Here is a 15,788-nt window from a genome sequence, read left to right as displayed (position 1 = left end):
TGTTGTATTCTACTCTAGTAGTGACACTATTTCAAGTGTTTCGCGCGTCTTCTTGCTGCGAATGTCCGCTCACCATAGATTTCTGACGCGGTTTTATGAAGCGGGCCAGTAAATGCAGCAGCCCGAACCAGAACAGCGTGTTCATGATGACGCTCGGCACGCTAAAGGCCTGATTCTCGATAGATGTCTGCGCCGTACTAGTGTTATTAGATGATGCATTATTTCCTGACGGGCGGAAAGTTGTCACCTTCTTGTAGGCTAGTGGGTAACCGTAAATACGCTCGCCCAGCGTACCGCGTTGCCCGTCAAACTGGCAGCCAGGCGTATTGATACAGGCCGGTACATTGTTCGTCGTATGCCAGCGGATAATTGCCAAGCCGAGTATCAAGGATACAAGCGCTAAAATCAGATATTTCTTCGTGCTAAATGAATTCATGATAGGATTGTACTCCACTCCGTACTTCGGCTATATAAAAATTTAAACAGTTTTTTTCTGAGTCGTGCGCTGCGACTTGAGGACAATACTCTGCAGCTCTTTGAAGATGGCGAATTGCTTATTGGTGTAATAAATTTTGGTGTTTCCCTGCTTTTCGGAAATCAGGAAACCAACTTTTTCGAGGCGTTTCAGTTCACGCTGGATGTTGCCGGCGTCTTCTTTAATCAATTTGGCCAGGCCTCTGACATGCGTTTTGAAATCAGGATACTTAGCATAAATAACAATGATCTTCCGACGAACTCTGGATGTAATAAATACGTCAAGCATACACGACTCCCCTTAATTGCCTCTTATGCACTGGCTGATAAATCCCCGTTACGAGAACGCTTGCGATGTATAGGAACCGTCGTTCAGCTGTGATGCTTACGGTTACCATTGTCATTCGCACAACGTCAACATAAGAAAGTATAGCGACTTTTAGCTGTCGAATCAACAATGATTCTGTAGGTTTCTATATACTAAAGAAGTGAGCTATTACTACACCGTGCTCGTGTCGAGCGCTCAATACCATGGCAACGAAGCGTTAACTTACGCCTCACCTGATAAAATCGCCCTTTGCAGCGTCGTACTGGTGCCGATGCAGAAGCAGGCTGTGCTGGGCGTTATAACCGGCTCGGTCGGCAAACCGCGCTTCACGACCCGCAATATACTCGAAGTCTTCGACATTCCACCCTTACCGAGTCCTCTTGTCGATCTGACGGCATGGCTGCGGGACTACTATCCGGCACCGCTCGGCATGATAGCCCAGCAGATCTTACCGAACGTCCTGTCGCCCAAAACAATCACCGAAACGGCTGGTGCGACCAAAGACATTCCAATGCACTCGGTCGGCTTGCCAGCGCCAACTGCCGAACAGGCGGCTGCCCTGCACGCCATAGACCAACCGGATACGTACCTGCTGCACGGCGACACCGGCACCGGGAAAACCAGAGTCTACATCGAGCTGGCGCTCCGGGCCGTCAACGCCGGTACGTCGGCGATTATTCTGACGCCTGAAATAGGCCTGACATCCCAGCTGGCAGCCAGCTTCCGGGCGGTATTTGGCGAGCGCGTCATTGTCGTCCATTCGCAGCTTACGCCCAAAGCCCGACAGCAGACCTGGCTACAGATCATCAAGAGCACGACGCCGCTGATCGTGCTCGGGCCGCGCTCGGCGTTATTCAGCCCGCTGGCACGCGTCGGGCTGATCGTCGTCGACGAATCGCACGAACCGTCATACAAGCATGAGCAAGCGCCGCACTATCACGCCGTCCGCGTCGCCTCGCAGCTGGCGCAGGCCCACGCAGCGACGCTGATACTTGGCTCGGCTACGCCGCCGATAAATGATTACTATATCGCCGAGCAGAAGCATAAGAAAATACTCCGCATGCGGCAGATGGCGGTCGGAAGCGGGATTGCGGATTCAGAAACTGCCTCTCGAGTGCGCTCTACGAGTGACCGCCTCGGATCTTCCGAGGGGTCAGCTCGTGGCGCTAGCTACCCTCTCGATTCAATTTCTGAATCCGCGCCTATGCAGCACATGGGCCTACAAAACGCGCATATCGCATCTGCCGAAAATAGCGTTTTGACGGAAGTCGTCGACCTCAAAGACCGCGCCGCATTTGGGCGCTCACAGTATATCTCGAGCGCGCTCATCAAAGCCATCCATGCCAGCCTGCAGCGCGGCGAACAGAGCCTGCTGTATCTCAACCGCCGCGGGACGGCCCGCGTTATCCTGTGCAATACCTGTGGCTGGCAAGCTGTCTGTCCGCACTGCGACCTGCCGCTCACTTATCATCATGATCTACATATACTGCAGTGTCACACCTGCGGTTTCAAACAAGCCACGCCAACATCATGCCCGGACTGCGGCAATGCCGATGTCGTCTTCAAGGTGGTCGGCACCAAGGCAATCGAGGAAGAAGTCCGTCGGCTGTATCCAAGTGCCCGGGTGATGCGATTCGACACCGACAATAAAAAGTCTGAGCGCTTTGAGCAACACTACGAAGCCGTCAAGGCCGGTGATGTCGATATCCTCGTCGGCACGCAGTTACTGGCTAAGGGTCTGGACCTGCCCCGCCTGAGCACGCTCGGTGTCATTATCGCTGACACGTCGCTGACGTTTCCGGATTATTCCGCCGAAGAGCGCACCTATCAGCTGCTGGCGCAAGTCATTGGGCGAGTTGGGCGTGGCCACCTGGCGCGGCAACGTATCGTTGTACAGTCATATGCGCCCGAGCGCCCGGTGATTACCGCTGCTCTGGTCCGCGATTGGGATACATTTTATGCCAGCGAGCTTGCCGAGCGCAAAATGTTCAATTTTCCGCCGTTTTGTTACCTACTCAAGCTGACCTGCCGGCGTGCCACCAGTGCATCCGCCGAAAAAGCATCCGAAAAATTTTATGACGTAATCCAAGATCTGAAATTGCCACTCATCGTCGAAGGCCCGATGCCATCATTCCATGGCAAAGCTGGCGACAAATTCGAGTGGCAGCTGATCCTTAAATCGAAGCAGCGGCCCGCCCTGCTCGATGTCATCAAAATCCTGCCCAAATCCGGCTGGAATTATGATATTGACCCGATCAACCTGTTGTAACCCGGTGCGGAGGCTGCATCTCCAATTGTCGGTATTTCATCTGTTATAATGGTTGCTAATGACAAAAGACGACATCATCACATTGCCGAACGCGCATTTGCGCCAACGATCCCAAAAAGTAAGTTTCGTAACCCCCGAGATTACGCAGCTGATAGCAGACATGGAAGCAGCGACAATCGACTGGGAAAACAGCCGCGAACACGAAGTCGGTGTTGCATTGGCCGCCATCCAGATCGATGTGCCGCAGCGTGTGGTGGTGATCCGCAACAACTTCGACGACAAATCAGACCATACCTTTACCGTTTTCATCAATCCCGTCATCACTAAATACGAAGGCAAGCTGGAGTCCGATTACGAAGGCTGTCTGAGCGTCAAAAGTATTTACGGCATGGTTCCCCGCTACACCAAGGTCCGCGTCAAGGCGATGGGAATCAACGGCAAGGAATTCCGTGTCACCGCCGAAGGTTTCCTAGCACGCATATTCCAACACGAGATCGACCATACCAACGGCATCGTCTTCGTTGACCACATCAAAGACAACCCAGCGGCCTTCTATAAGCTAGCCGGCCAAGGCGAGCTTGAACCGCTTGATTATGAACACACCGTCCGCGACAATGCCGAACTCTGGGAAGACACAGGCGAATAAATGCCGCTCACAACCAAAGATATTTCAGTCGTATTCTTTGGTAGCGGCCCGGTTGCTGCCGAGTCCTTGAAGCTACTGGCCCAAAACTTCACAATTGAAGCCGTCATTACCAAACCCCGTCCGGCGCACTTTAAGGGCTCGTTTCCGGTCATTGATTGGTGTGAGCAGCCGGATGCGCCAGTCGGCCGCGTGCTGACCGTAACCAACAAGCGTGAGCTATCGCAGCTATTCGCCGAGCAGCAGTTTAGCAGCCGGCTCGGCATCGTCATTGATTTCGGCATTATTATCGCCCAGGACGTCATCGACGCCTTTGAACTCGGCATCGTCAACAGCCATTTCTCTCTGCTCCCGCAGTGGCGCGGCGCCGATCCAATTACCTTTTCGATATTATCAGGTCAGGCCCAAACCGGCGTCAGCCTGATGCTGATCACAGCTGGCCTCGACGAAGGTCCGTTGCTGGCATTCGGCATATACGATCTGCAAGGCACTGAGACAACACCGTATCTGACGGATCGCCTGATCGCGCTCAGTGATTCACTACTAGTCGGCACCCTGCCGCGCTACATCGAGGGCGTCAACCGGCCCTATCCGCAGCAAGAGGCCGCAGTCGCCTTGGGCCGCTCACCCGAACCGACCTATTCACGCAAACTGACCAAAGATGACGGAGTTTTGGACTTTACCAAACCCGCTGCACAGCTAGAGCGCGAAATTCGTGCCTTCACTGGCTGGCCGAGCAGCCGAACTCGCATCGGCGAGCGTGACGTCATCATTACTGCAGCTCATGTCGAAGGCGTGCCTCCGGACGCCGACAATGTACAGCCTGGTTCGATCTGGCACCCGCCGAAACGGCTCGGATTCTATACCAGCGATGGCATATTAGCGATTGACCGGCTCAAGCCCGCAGGTAAGGCGGATATGGCCGTGCAGAGTTTTTTGGCGGGCTATAAGGTCTAAGCCGCGCGGCCGCTAACTCCTACAAACTGTACGGGCAACGAAACAGCTCGCTTGATATACCAACTAAGCAGCGTTTTGAAGTGTCTTGGTTTCTTCGGCAACCTTAATGATATTGTCGTGGATGAAACGCTCAATAGCTTCGGTGCGCCAATGCGCTTCGCCCGGAGATGCAATTCGCAAATCTTGGTTAACAACGTACGTATCTGGCCCAGTGTGCTTCGGTAGCTCAATTATATTGTTTCCAAATGTGTCTTGCACATTTTGAAGTACACTTTCGGTCATTTCGTTATTGAATTTATGACCGACAAGGTCGTGTCCTTGGTCGTGAATGGTTTCTAACAGACCTTCGCCTTTTGCTATTTCAAAACCATCTGGAGTCCATGGTTCCTTGATTTCGATTTTCGGCACTTCTACGATTTCTTTGTCTGGCAAAACTTCCACTGGCGGACTAACTCTAGGAGCCGTAACCTCAACTACTGGGTCTTTGGTAAATAGACCGCCGTCAAACCCGTCGCCATCAAAGAATGCCGACAGGATATCAGGGTCACGATCAATTGTACTGACGGTCGGATTGGCGGGATCATCGTTAAGGAGTGTTGTTTGATTGAACGGATTTAAGTCATAACCGGAGCTATCCCCCTGACCAATATCTGCTGTCGTCGGAAGCGGTGCACCTAAAATGTCTAAGCCTTGATCTTTACCATCGCCGAAGTCAACAAAATTCTCACCAAATTTGTAGATCAAAATTCCACCGATCAAAGTAGCAATCAAAGCCTTCTTTCCAAATCGACGCTTCTCGGTTTTTGTTTCGGCGCTCGCCGTGCTGCCAGTTCTACGCGCAGCAAGCCAAGTTGCACCAGATGCCGCTAGATATTGTGGACCGAATTGAACTCTTTCTTTCACTTTCTGTCTAATAGGCTTGTCGGCTGGTGGAACAATTGGAGGCTGTCCAATACCCGTAACTTTTTGTGGAGGCTGTCCAAGCATGTGCTGCTTGCCTGCCTCTGCGCCACGTGCCTGCCATCGACTAATTAAACTACCGACAGTTGCAGGGACTGCTATGCCGCCGAGCATCTTGGCGCGCAGTCCGGTTCGCTGTGGTTCGAATACTTCGCTCGCGTCATTACCGACATAGCCGGGGCCGTCTGGTACGTCGATCACCACTGCTGATGCCCCTCTTCTCGAGGGCACGCGGGAAGCGAGTGCGCGGGCGGCATCTTTCGAACCAGGATTTTCCTTCAGGATTTTTCCCAGATCTTTCAAGAGATCGGACGAACTGGTAGCACCTAGGGCACCGAACACTGCCTTAGAAATTATTATAATGCGCTCACCGGGGCGGACGGGCCTGACCGATGTCTGAATTTCATTGGTCGGCACTTCTGAATCATGCACGATGTCAGAGATGGGTGGCGTCTGCGGAGACGTCCTTTGCTCGTGCAGTACGTAGTTGCTGCCGCGACTCCCAATGACTGCTTGGAGTATGCCACCCTTGTCACTGTTGCGCTGAAAGAATTTGACGGCTGCCACCGAAATGTCTTCATTTTTGGGCTGACGGTGCAAGCCAACATATTTTTCTTCGAGTGCTTGGCGCATCGTGGCCTCGGGATTGTCAGGGTCAACGGGCGATTGAAGAGATTTTCTAATATCTCGGCCAAAGTTCTTGATATATCGGATCCCCCGCCTAGCGTTTTCATCTACGTCTATGACACCGTAAGTACCAGATTTTGTGTCTCCAAATGCAGCGGTTCTCGTATATTCTTCTCCGCTTGCGACGTGCTCGGCGGCAGCTAAAGCCTGCACGATGCGTGGTCCGAATATGTAGGGACGCTCCGAGGTCTGTTCTGCGCTCGCAGTCGGCTCCGTAACTAATATGTCAGGCTGCGATTCGGCGAGCGGTGGTTGTGTTTCGCTGACGCGACGAGGCATTGTTTCCTGTCCTACTGAACTTGGTGACATTGTCAGGTTCTCCATATAAATTAATTAAGTGAGTGCATAAATAATACATTTTGATCGCGCGCAGGGAGTTATCCGATGCACGCACCTCAAGCCTCAACTCAATCCTGAAATACTATCAGCCGACCGGTATACCAACTATAAAATATTTAACTCTCAAGTCAGTTCTATACATTTTGATGATGCGAGAAATCACAACACTTTTCCGATAACACAATGAGCAGCTCGTGTTATGCATAACGGGAGGTTATTTAGGCCTGGGTAAAGGCGGCTGGCGGCTGCTGCGGTGGTTGCTCGGGGGGATAAGACTGCTGACCTGCCTGTTGCGGCGGGTACTGCTGCGCAGGATTAGCGTTTGGTGCGGGCGCACCGTACTGAGGCTGCAAATGTCCGTTCTGGGGTATTGCGGTGCCCGGTGCGGGCGCGTACTGGGGTTGCGACTGTTGATAATACTGCGGCTGAGGTTGCTGCCCTGGTTGCGGTTGCGGACCGGGACTATACTGCTGCGGCGCAGCTTGTGCTGGCGACGGACCTGATGCTGGCATCTGTCCGGCCTGCGGTGTTCCCGGGCCAGCTGCAGCCTGCGCTGCACCTTCCTGCTGCTGTGCGCTCGCCAAAATCTGTGGAGCAACAGACCTTACCTCAGCTTTTAATTTTTCAAATTCTTCGTTGACGACCATTTTATAATTTGGGAAGTTCTGTTCCAGCCACTGGAAGGCGCCCTTGTCATCGCTGGCATCGACAAATTTTTCGAAGGCGTCGAGTTGCTCGTTGCTCATCTGGTCAGCCAGGCGCATACCGACATTCATTTCGAGCTTTTCGTATATCTGGCGCAGCAATAACTGCTTTTCGGAATCCGGCAACGCGCCGAGACCGAGTTCTTCTAGTAGGTTGTTGTCGAGTTTGAGTGCCATATGCTGCTATTCCTTACTACTTTTGATTATAGTGAACGCTTCACGCTTTCGCGAGTAAATAATTCAATATGATCGCCTTCAAGGAGATCGAGGCGTGAGTTTGTCTTGATACTCATGCCGCACATTTCACCTTCGAAGACTTCACGGGCTTCCTGCGGGCCGCGCTTGAGGCCGGTTATTTCGACATCAGCGATTTTGTCATTACCGCGGACGACGCGGGCCAGCGCTGGTGCGACTAACTTGCCCTTGGTCACTTCGCCGCCGCAGATAACCTCCGTTTTGGTGGTATTGAAGATACCGCGGATGACCAGGCGGCCCATGTCGGTTTCGGTGACTTCAGGAGCCAAGCGGTTGGTGAGCTCGACTTTGACGTCATCGATCAGCTCGTAGATAACCTTGTACATGCGGACTGATACCTTGTCACGGGAGGCGTGCTGGCGAATATTAGCCGGTAGCGTAACGTTGAAGCCATAAATGACGGCATTACTGGTGTGCGCCAGGTGGGCGTCATTTTCGGTAATCGTACCGATGCCGGAGCCGACGACGCGGACGGCAACTTCATCGGTGTCAAGTGCCTTCAGGCTGTCCATGACAGAAGTCAGTGAACCTTGCACGTCGGCTTTGATGATAATATTGAACTCTTCGACTTTGTTGTTGCGGTTGATCATACGAATTAGTTCTGTACTGTTCATGTCGAGTTTGCCGCCGCTGCTTTTGGAGGCTGAGACTGCTTCCGACTGTGAGCGGGCCAGTTTTTCATTGTCTACGACGATGAACTCATCGCCGAATTCCGGCAAGGTCTTGAAGCCAGTAATGACGACAGGCGTCGACGGTGTGGCCTGCGCGAGGTTTTCGCCGCTGGTAGATTCCAGGTTGCGGATTTTGGCATAACTGCCGCCGGCGACGATGAACGAGCCTTTTTTGACGGTTCCCGACTCCACGAGTGCGTGGGCGACTGGTCCGCGGCCCTGTTCGACATGAGCTTCGATAATGAGCCCGGTACCCGGCAGATCAACTTCGGCCTTTAGCTCTTCGACATCAGCTACTAGGAGCAACATATCGAGTAATTCTGGTACGCCCTTGCCTGTTTTGGCCGAGACTTCGACAACGACGATATCGCCGCCGTATTCTTCAATTAATAAATCCTGCTCGGCTAATTGGCCTTTGACCTGGTTCGGATTAGCGCCTTCTTTGTCCATTTTATTCATAGCCACGACGATACGGACACCAGCTTTGCGGGCAAAGCGGATCGCTTCGATGGTCTGCGGCTTGACGCCGTCATCTGCGGCGACGACGATAATAACAATGTCAGTCAGCAGTGCGCCGTGCTCACGGATCGCCGCGAAGGCTTCGTGGCCCGGTGTATCGAGAAATGTTATCTTGCGGTCTTTGTGCGTGATCTGATAGGCCGAGATGTGCTGGGTAATGCCGCCGGCCTCGCCCTTGGCTACCTGGGCACTACGGATAGCATCAAGCAGGCTGGTCTTACCGTGATCAACATGCCCCATCACAGCGACAACCGGCGGCCGAGTGACGGCTTTGTCGCTGATAGCCCGCTTGACGCGGGTCGTGACCGCAGGAGCAGCTTCCTCTTGCTTTTTGAGCTCGACATCAAGCCCGAGTTCACCGACAATAATCTGCGCAGTATCGATATCGATACGCTCATTGACGGTTGCCATAACGCCGTTTTTCATCAGCTCGCCAATAACACGGCTCACTGGAAGCATCAGCTTCTCAGCCAGCGTGCCGACCGTAATATTTTCTTCTATTTCAATGGTTGTAGTAGTTGCCATCGTTGTCGACACACCTTTCCGGCTGAGTAGCCAATACTTATTACTTACATACTATTTTGCGTCTTTAAGACTGAGCGCGATTTTGCGGTTCTCAGCATCAATGTCGAGAACCTTGAATTGCTTCTTTTCGTTGAGCTGGAAAATCTTTTCAGGATCAACGCCGTCTTCACCGCCCATTTCGGAGACGTGGACTAGTGCTTCTACTGAAGGACTAATCTGTACGAATGCACCGAATGGCGTAATGCGGGTAATCTTACCCTCGACGACATCGCCCTTATTGAAGGTTTTGACTTCAGATAGCCATGGATCGTCGCTCATCTGCTTGAGACTGAGGCTCAGACGATCTTTGTCGATAGCAATAATCTTTGCCTTGACGGTGTCGCCGACTTTGACGTAATTGCGAGGATCATCGACTCGTTCCCAAGAAATCTCGGAAATGTGAATGAGACCTTCGATACCATCGACGTTGATGAAAGCACCAAAGTCGATCACACCAGTGACGACGCCTTCGACCGCATCACCAACTTTGAGGCTGGTTAAGCGGGCCTGCATATCACCCTTAACAGCTTCTTTTTCTGAGAAAATAAGCTTGTTGTCTTTGCGACTAACATCGAGAATGCGGACGCGCAGTGTCTGATTGACGAGTGCATTGAGCTTCTGCAATATTTCGTCCTTGTCCGCACCGGATACCCGTGGGTAATGGCCGGCAGCCAGCTGTGAGACAGGCAGGAAACCTCGGATACCTTCCAGTTCGACAAGCAGTCCTCCACGGTTTGCGTCATAAGGTACGATCTCGACAACGTCACCGTCATCGAAGACGCGCTGCAGCTCGTCCCAGCCGCGGTCCTTGGCAGCCCGCTTCATGCTGAGCAGCGAGTAGCCCTCGTCCATTTCAGGGTCGATAACGCTGACTGTAATACTTGACCCGACTTCGAGTGGCTGGCCATGACCGATTTCGCGGCGCATGACAACTCCGACGCCACGGGCGCCGAGATCTATCCACATTTCGTGTTTCTTGACCGAAGTGATAGTCCCTTCGACGACATCACCGGCTTCGAGCTGCTTGAGCTCGCTTGCCGCGAGTAATTCATCCATACTCATAGGAGCATTATTTTTACTGGCCGTTTCGGCTGGAGCGTCAGTATCCGCTGTAGTTGTTGTTGGCATTTTCTAAGTGCCTCCTTCGAATGTATTTCTTCAGCCATAGCAACGAGTATCCTCCGTGAGGAACAGATTGCCATAATCTGTAAGATTAGCTTAATTATACCTCTTTTCGTATCAGAGGTAAAGTTACCGGCCCTGGCCTGGTCGTAAAAGGTACTGCCATACTGCCTGCAAAAGCTGTAATTTTGTAAAATTGGTATTATAAGGCTACCCAATTCTATAGCAGTAGTACTATACTGTAGCTAATGTATGTAGGCATCGATATTGGGGGTAGTAAAATATTGGCGGCGAGCCTAGATGACAATGGTGTCATTCTGCAAAAAGTACGCATCCCCACCCCCAAGCAGTACGATGATTTCCTGGTTGAGCTGAAAAAAGCCGTCAAAGATTTTGGCGACCATGACTTTCATGGAGCCGGCGTCGCCGTACCAGGCCGTATCGACCGCAAGCATGGTATCGGACGGGTATTTGGCAATCTTCCCTGGCGCGATGTACCGATTCAGCATGATATTGAAAAGATCCTACACTGCCCCGTCGTCCTCGAGCACGATCCGAGCCTGGCAGCCCTATCGGAGGCAATGCTCATCAAGCATATCGACAAAGTCTTGTACGTAACAATTAGCACCGGTATCGGCGCAGGTCTAGTTGTCGGCGGCAAAATCGATGCTAATTTTGCTGGCAGCGAAGCCGGTCAAATGATTATTGAACATCAGGACAAGCTGGTCAGCTGGGAGTCATTTGCTGCCGGCAGTGCCGTTGTTCGCCGCTACGGTAAATTTGCGCAGGACATCCCGGTTCGTGATACGGCAACATGGCATGCTATCGCCCGCGATATTTCCCGCGGCCTGATCGAGCTGATCGCACTTACCGAACCAGATATCATTGTCATCGGAGGTAGCGTCGGTATCTACTTTGACCGTTATCAGAAATTCCTCGTAGCCGAACTGGACAAGTTTGCCAGCCCGCTCGTGCCGATACCACCGATCAAATCAGCTGAACGGCCGGACGAAGCCGTCCTGTACGGCTGTTATGATCTGGCTAAATCACTGTATCACCCGGAAATTCATCACCGCATACCGAGGGCTGTCTAAATGACTGAACTGGTTGAACGTCTAGCGCTTGCTCATCCGCAATTACAATTCGTGGCCGGGCCGTCATTTTACTGGTGCCCTGAAACATCTGAAGTTTTCTACGATGCCCGCCGCATGCATGAGCAGTCTGGCAGTTGGTCGCTGCTTCACGAAACCAGCCATGCCCTACTCGGCCATACTTCCTACAAAGCCGACATCGAACTACTACACCTCGAAGTTGCCGCCTGGAATCATGCGTTGGTGGCTTCGGCAGATTACGGTGTTACTATTGACGATGACTATGTTCAGGATTGCCTCGATACCTACCGCGACTGGCTGTATCGCCGCTCACTCTGTCCTGGCTGCGGCACGCAGTGCCTGCAGGCTGACGAGAGCAACCATTACCGCTGCTTCAACTGTCATACCCGTTGGCAAGTCAGCCCGTCGCGCTTTTGCCGGGCGTACCGCCGTGCCCAGCACAAGAAAGCACCGCCAGTTTTTGCACTCCAGATCCGCCGTTAGCAACAGCGAATATATAAACAAAAAGCACCTGGACAAACCGGGTGCTTTCATGTCAACTACTAGCTGTTTAGGCTTCAGTTTTTTTGGTGCGGCGGCTAATACGGCCACCTTTAGCGCCAGCAGCACGAGCAAGCTCGCGGTTAGCAGCAAATCCACCAGTGCGGCCTAAGCGGCCACCCTTAGCACCGATTTTTGCGTAAAAATCAGCACCATACTTTTTCTTGTTCGTCTTGGCAGCAGCTTCGCCGCCAGCTTTTGTTCCAGCCATGCTGTAAACCTCCGTTAATTATAATCGTTCGATAATAAAAAGAGTTCTCCGCACATCTCTGCACGAAGAACCCTCATTACGATATCTCGAAACTATGCTTATGATATCACGCTATTGTTTACTTGTCAACTATAATTTGTTTATGGCTATTTTCGGTAACTTGACTGGATTAAGTGACTCTATAAAATACAAAACCCCTCGATTTCTCGAGGGGTTGATTGTGTGAGCTACGACCCTATGCCGCTTCGTCGAGTTCGGATTTGCCGCGTCGAGACAAACGTCCGCCGATCGCACCGTACTTGCGGGCGCGCTCGCGGCCTTCTTTGCCAGCAGCAAAGCCGCCACTACGGCCTTTTTTGCCACCTGCCGCACCGATGCGAGCGTAAAAATCAGGTCCATACTTCTTCTTGTTTGTTGCAGCAGCTGCTTCGCCGCCAGATCGTGTTCCTGCCATAGTCATTCCTCCTGTAGGTATTACGTCTGAGGGTTGGTATATGTCCCCCTCAAACTATCCATAAGAATAACCTATAAAGCTTATGCGCAGCTGTAAAATATCTCATAGTGCTTATATTCCGTTTGTTCGCCCCTGTAATAAAGTCTGAAAATAAAATAAACCGAGACTCTGTTCGGTTTATTTTATTCAATTCTGGACACATTAGCCGCTGGGATGACAATTTCAAGTGCCGGTGTTTACGGCGCAGGAGACTCGTGAGTTCCCTGCGCCGAAGCTGATTACCAGGTCCAGCGACCAAGTAATATTGCCATGTCAGCTGAGCCAACCGTACCGTCGCCGTTGAAATCAGCTGGCGGATAGTTCTGGGCATCGCGGGACAGAATGATCGACAAGTCGATGGCATTGACGCGGCCGTCGTTGTTGGCGTCACCGGGATTTGACAGATAAGTGAAGACTGGCGCAGTACCTGCCGTTGACTGACCGTCAGGGTTGGTGACAACAACCTGGCTTGGTCCAGCAACTCCAGCCGGAGCGAGGACTGTTAGTGTCGTTGCCGATACGAAGGTAACACTGCTAGAAACTGCTGCGCCGAATTTAACCGTGGCACCGCTTGTGAAGTTCGTACCGGTAACAGTGACCGTAGTACCGCCACCGATAGCACCGGAGGTTGGGCTGACCCCTGAAATGGTTGGTGCTGAGTTTACATATGTGTAGCCGGAAGCCAGGCTTGCTCTCTGGCCATCTGGGTTTGTAACGGCTACGGTGACGACACCAGCTGGCTGAGCGCTCGTGGTAGCCCGTATTGATGTTGCGCTGACGAAGGTAACGGTCGTTGCGGCAGCGTTACCGACCATGACAGTCGCACCGCTGACGAAGTTAGTACCAGTGATTGTAACGACGGTACCACCATTTACAAGACCCCGTGTCGGGCTAACAGACGTAACAGTTGGGGCTGGCAGCCTGTAGGTATAGCCTGCAAGTTTGGTAGCTGACTGACCGTCAGGGTTGGTGACAACTACATCAGCAGTTCCAGCAGCGCGGGCTGGCGTAGTTGCAGTAATACTCGTTGCAGTTACGATAACGTTGGTTGCATTCAGACCACCAAATTTGACTGAGGCGCCGGCTACAAAGTTTGTACCCGCAATAGTGACGCTAGTCCCACCAGTTGGCAAACCGCTGGTCGGTGTCACCGTTGTAATAGTTGGTGCCGGTCCGAAGTAGGTAAAGCCAGAAGCCCGTGACGCAACTTGACCGTCGGGATTAGTAACAGCTACAGTGACCACGCCCGCAGCATGAGCTGGTGCAGTTGCAGTGATACTTGTTGCGCTGACGAAAGTTACTGCCGTTGCTGCAGCTCCGCCGACGGATACGGTAGCACCACTGACGAAGTTTGAGCCAGTAATAGTAAGTGCCGTACCGCCTGCGATCGAGCCACTGGCTGGGCTAACTGCAGAGATGGCTGGTGTCGGTAGTTTCATAGCATACGTTGCAGTGGTGCTGGAGGTCAGTATATTGACGCTATCCGTGCTCCGAACAATGAATGAGAAGGCCGGATCAAAGTTCAAAGCCGTGGTACCGGTATTACCAAGTACCCTGAAGGTAACCGTTACGACTGCATTATTGCCAGTTACCGAGCTGCCAGCCGCTGTTGCACGTCCAACCCGGATTGTTCCAGCCGTAGCAGTGCTAGTGGCTGCAATCGTTGAAAACGCCGTGCCTTCAGTCATGCTGACATATTGTAGTTTCGTTGCGTCATAACGCAGTGAAGCCTGCACGGAGTTAACCGGGTCAGTACCACTATCTTCAGAGATGGTTACGCTAACGTTTGAGCCGGTCGTAAAGGTGCCGGTAGCTGGCGTTACGGAAAGTGTACCTACACCAGCAGCTTGACTTGAATTACTATTATTGGCACCGAAGTAGGCCACTGAACCGACTACCACAAGGGCGACAGCGACCACACTAAAACGCTGTACCACCCGCTTTTGTAAAAAACTGTTTATATTTTGCATTTGTTTTTTGTCTATCATCGATAGGCCCTAATTATTTAGTATTTTACTTAAGTATAAGCTTTTTCATAGCATAGTCAAACCCTTTATGGTTTGAGAATCTAATCATATTTAGTATATGTATGTACTACATAAATAATCATTTTTCTGCAAAACTAGACTTAATTCGGCCGGCTAAATGGCTTACTACAAAAGAAAAAAGCCATCCCGTTAAGGATGGCTTTTTTATAATTCGGCACCGTGCTATTTTCCCAAGGTTCGAAACCCAAGTATTGTAACCGCTATGAGGCTTAACTGCTGTGTTCGGAATGGGAACAGGTGTTTCCCTCATGCTATGGGCACCGAATAGGAGCAGCCATAAAAATGACTGGACCAATCGGTGCCCATTGATATTACAAATGGCACGGATAAGATAATCAATAAACAAGTGACAAACATATTGTGAATATCAGTTTCACAAAGTTCTTAAGCTTGTGAAACGGTGATGAACACCAATAACTAGTCAAATTGCACTCCTCTCATTCAAACCACTACGCTAATAAATTAGTGCAATGACCGAATGAGAGAACGTAAAAAGTCAATGTCCCTATTAGTACGCTTCGGCTGCATGCATTACTGCACTTCCACCTTGCGCCTATCAACCAGATAGTCTTTCTGGGGGATCATGGGGAAATCTAATCTTGAGGTTAGTTTCGCGCTTAATATGCTTTCAGCGCTTATCTAGTCCGCACTATAGCTACCCAACGATGCCATTGGTATGACAATTGGTACACCAGCGGTGCGTTCACCCCGGTCCTCTCGTACTAGGGGCAAATCCTCTCAAATTTCCTATCGTCCACAGCGGATATAAACCGAACTGTCTCACGACGTTCTGAACCCAGCTCACGTACCTCTTTAACCGGCGAACAGCCGGACCCTTGGAAGGTGCTCCCCCTCCAGGATGAGATGAGCCGACATCGAGGTGCCAAACAGC

Annotated in this window: 14 protein-coding genes and 2 rRNA genes; 5 read left to right on the top strand and 11 right to left on the bottom strand. The window is 51.7% G+C overall.

Features of this window, described 5'->3' with window-relative positions; all coding sequences use genetic code 11:
- Window positions 1–31 precede the first annotated feature (31 nt).
- Together VF575_00080 and VF575_00075 are read right to left on the bottom strand one after the other, a co-directional pair.
- Window positions 32–436: a hypothetical protein gene (locus VF575_00080; protein HEX8181979.1), complete on the bottom strand. Its 405-nt coding sequence runs from the start codon at window positions 434–436 to the stop codon at window positions 32–34.
- 42 nt (window positions 437–478) lie between these two features.
- Entirely contained in the window at window positions 479–763 is a 285-nt protein-coding gene (locus tag VF575_00075) for a winged helix-turn-helix domain-containing protein (protein ID HEX8181978.1), read from the bottom strand.
- A 199-nt stretch (window positions 764–962) separates the two neighbouring features.
- On the opposite strand from VF575_00075, the gene priA reads away from it, so the two are divergent.
- The 3 genes from priA to VF575_00060 are packed head-to-tail and all read left to right on the top strand — an operon-like array spanning window position 963 to window position 4,671.
- Window positions 963–3,071, top strand: coding sequence for a primosomal protein N' (gene priA / locus VF575_00070; GenBank protein ID HEX8181977.1), 2,109 nt, complete (start codon window positions 963–965; stop codon window positions 3,069–3,071).
- Between the two features lie 58 nt (window positions 3,072–3,129).
- Window positions 3,130–3,717: a peptide deformylase gene (gene def, locus VF575_00065; GenBank protein HEX8181976.1), complete on the top strand. Its 588-nt coding sequence runs from the start codon at window positions 3,130–3,132 to the stop codon at window positions 3,715–3,717.
- Window positions 3,718–4,671, top strand: coding sequence for a methionyl-tRNA formyltransferase (locus tag VF575_00060; GenBank protein ID HEX8181975.1), 954 nt, complete (start codon window positions 3,718–3,720; stop codon window positions 4,669–4,671).
- Between the two features lie 63 nt (window positions 4,672–4,734).
- On the opposite strand, the gene VF575_00055 is transcribed toward VF575_00060, so the two are convergent.
- From VF575_00055 to VF575_00040, 4 genes are all read right to left on the bottom strand, one after another.
- A complete protein-coding gene (locus VF575_00055) occupies window positions 4,735–6,627 on the bottom strand; it encodes a hypothetical protein (protein ID HEX8181974.1) in 1,893 nt (630 codons plus the stop codon).
- A gap of 248 nt (window positions 6,628–6,875) precedes the next feature.
- Entirely contained in the window at window positions 6,876–7,538 is a 663-nt protein-coding gene (locus VF575_00050; GenBank protein HEX8181973.1) for a DUF5663 domain-containing protein, read from the bottom strand.
- 26 nt (window positions 7,539–7,564) lie between these two features.
- A complete protein-coding gene (gene infB / locus VF575_00045; GenBank protein ID HEX8181972.1) occupies window positions 7,565–9,331 on the bottom strand; it encodes a translation initiation factor IF-2 in 1,767 nt (588 codons plus the stop codon).
- Between the two features lie 51 nt (window positions 9,332–9,382).
- On the bottom strand, window positions 9,383–10,498 hold the full coding sequence (locus VF575_00040; protein HEX8181971.1) for a S1 RNA-binding domain-containing protein: 1,116 nt from the start codon (window positions 10,496–10,498) through the stop codon (window positions 9,383–9,385).
- A 242-nt stretch (window positions 10,499–10,740) separates the two neighbouring features.
- Between VF575_00040 and VF575_00035 the strand changes: the two genes are divergently transcribed.
- Both VF575_00035 and VF575_00030 read left to right on the top strand, forming a co-directional pair.
- On the top strand, window positions 10,741–11,586 hold the full coding sequence (locus tag VF575_00035) for an ROK family protein (protein ID HEX8181970.1): 846 nt from the start codon (window positions 10,741–10,743) through the stop codon (window positions 11,584–11,586).
- Complete coding sequence (locus tag VF575_00030; GenBank protein HEX8181969.1) at window positions 11,587–12,087, top strand: hypothetical protein; 501 nt, start codon at window positions 11,587–11,589, stop codon at window positions 12,085–12,087.
- A gap of 67 nt (window positions 12,088–12,154) precedes the next feature.
- Here VF575_00030 and VF575_00025 read toward each other — a convergent pair whose 3' ends face one another.
- The 5 genes from VF575_00025 to VF575_00005 all read right to left on the bottom strand — a co-directional run.
- Window positions 12,155–12,355 carry a KGG domain-containing protein gene (locus VF575_00025; GenBank protein ID HEX8181968.1) on the bottom strand — a complete coding sequence of 67 codons (201 nt, stop codon included), beginning with the start codon at window positions 12,353–12,355 and terminating at the stop codon, window positions 12,155–12,157.
- A 235-nt stretch (window positions 12,356–12,590) separates the two neighbouring features.
- Window positions 12,591–12,809 (bottom strand): hypothetical protein, encoded by a 219-nt coding sequence (locus VF575_00020; protein ID HEX8181967.1) that lies wholly within the window; start codon window positions 12,807–12,809, stop codon window positions 12,591–12,593.
- A gap of 278 nt (window positions 12,810–13,087) precedes the next feature.
- The gene (locus tag VF575_00015; protein ID HEX8181966.1) at window positions 13,088–14,836 is read right to left on the bottom strand and encodes an IPT/TIG domain-containing protein; all 1,749 of its coding nucleotides are present in this window, start codon (window positions 14,834–14,836) and stop codon (window positions 13,088–13,090) included.
- A 209-nt stretch (window positions 14,837–15,045) separates the two neighbouring features.
- Window positions 15,046–15,161 (bottom strand): 5S ribosomal RNA (gene rrf / locus VF575_00010).
- Window positions 15,162–15,383: 222 nt separating this feature from the next.
- Window positions 15,384–15,788: ribosomal RNA gene (locus tag VF575_00005) — 23S ribosomal RNA — on the bottom strand; the annotation flags it as partial.

It is taken from the genome of Candidatus Saccharimonadales bacterium (assembly GCA_036388415.1).
In the GTDB taxonomy this organism is placed as follows: domain Bacteria; phylum Patescibacteriota; class Saccharimonadia; order Saccharimonadales; family UBA4665; genus UBA4665.
The sequence above is the reverse complement of the archived record's forward strand: the minus strand, read 5'-3'. Positions and strand labels throughout refer to the sequence as shown.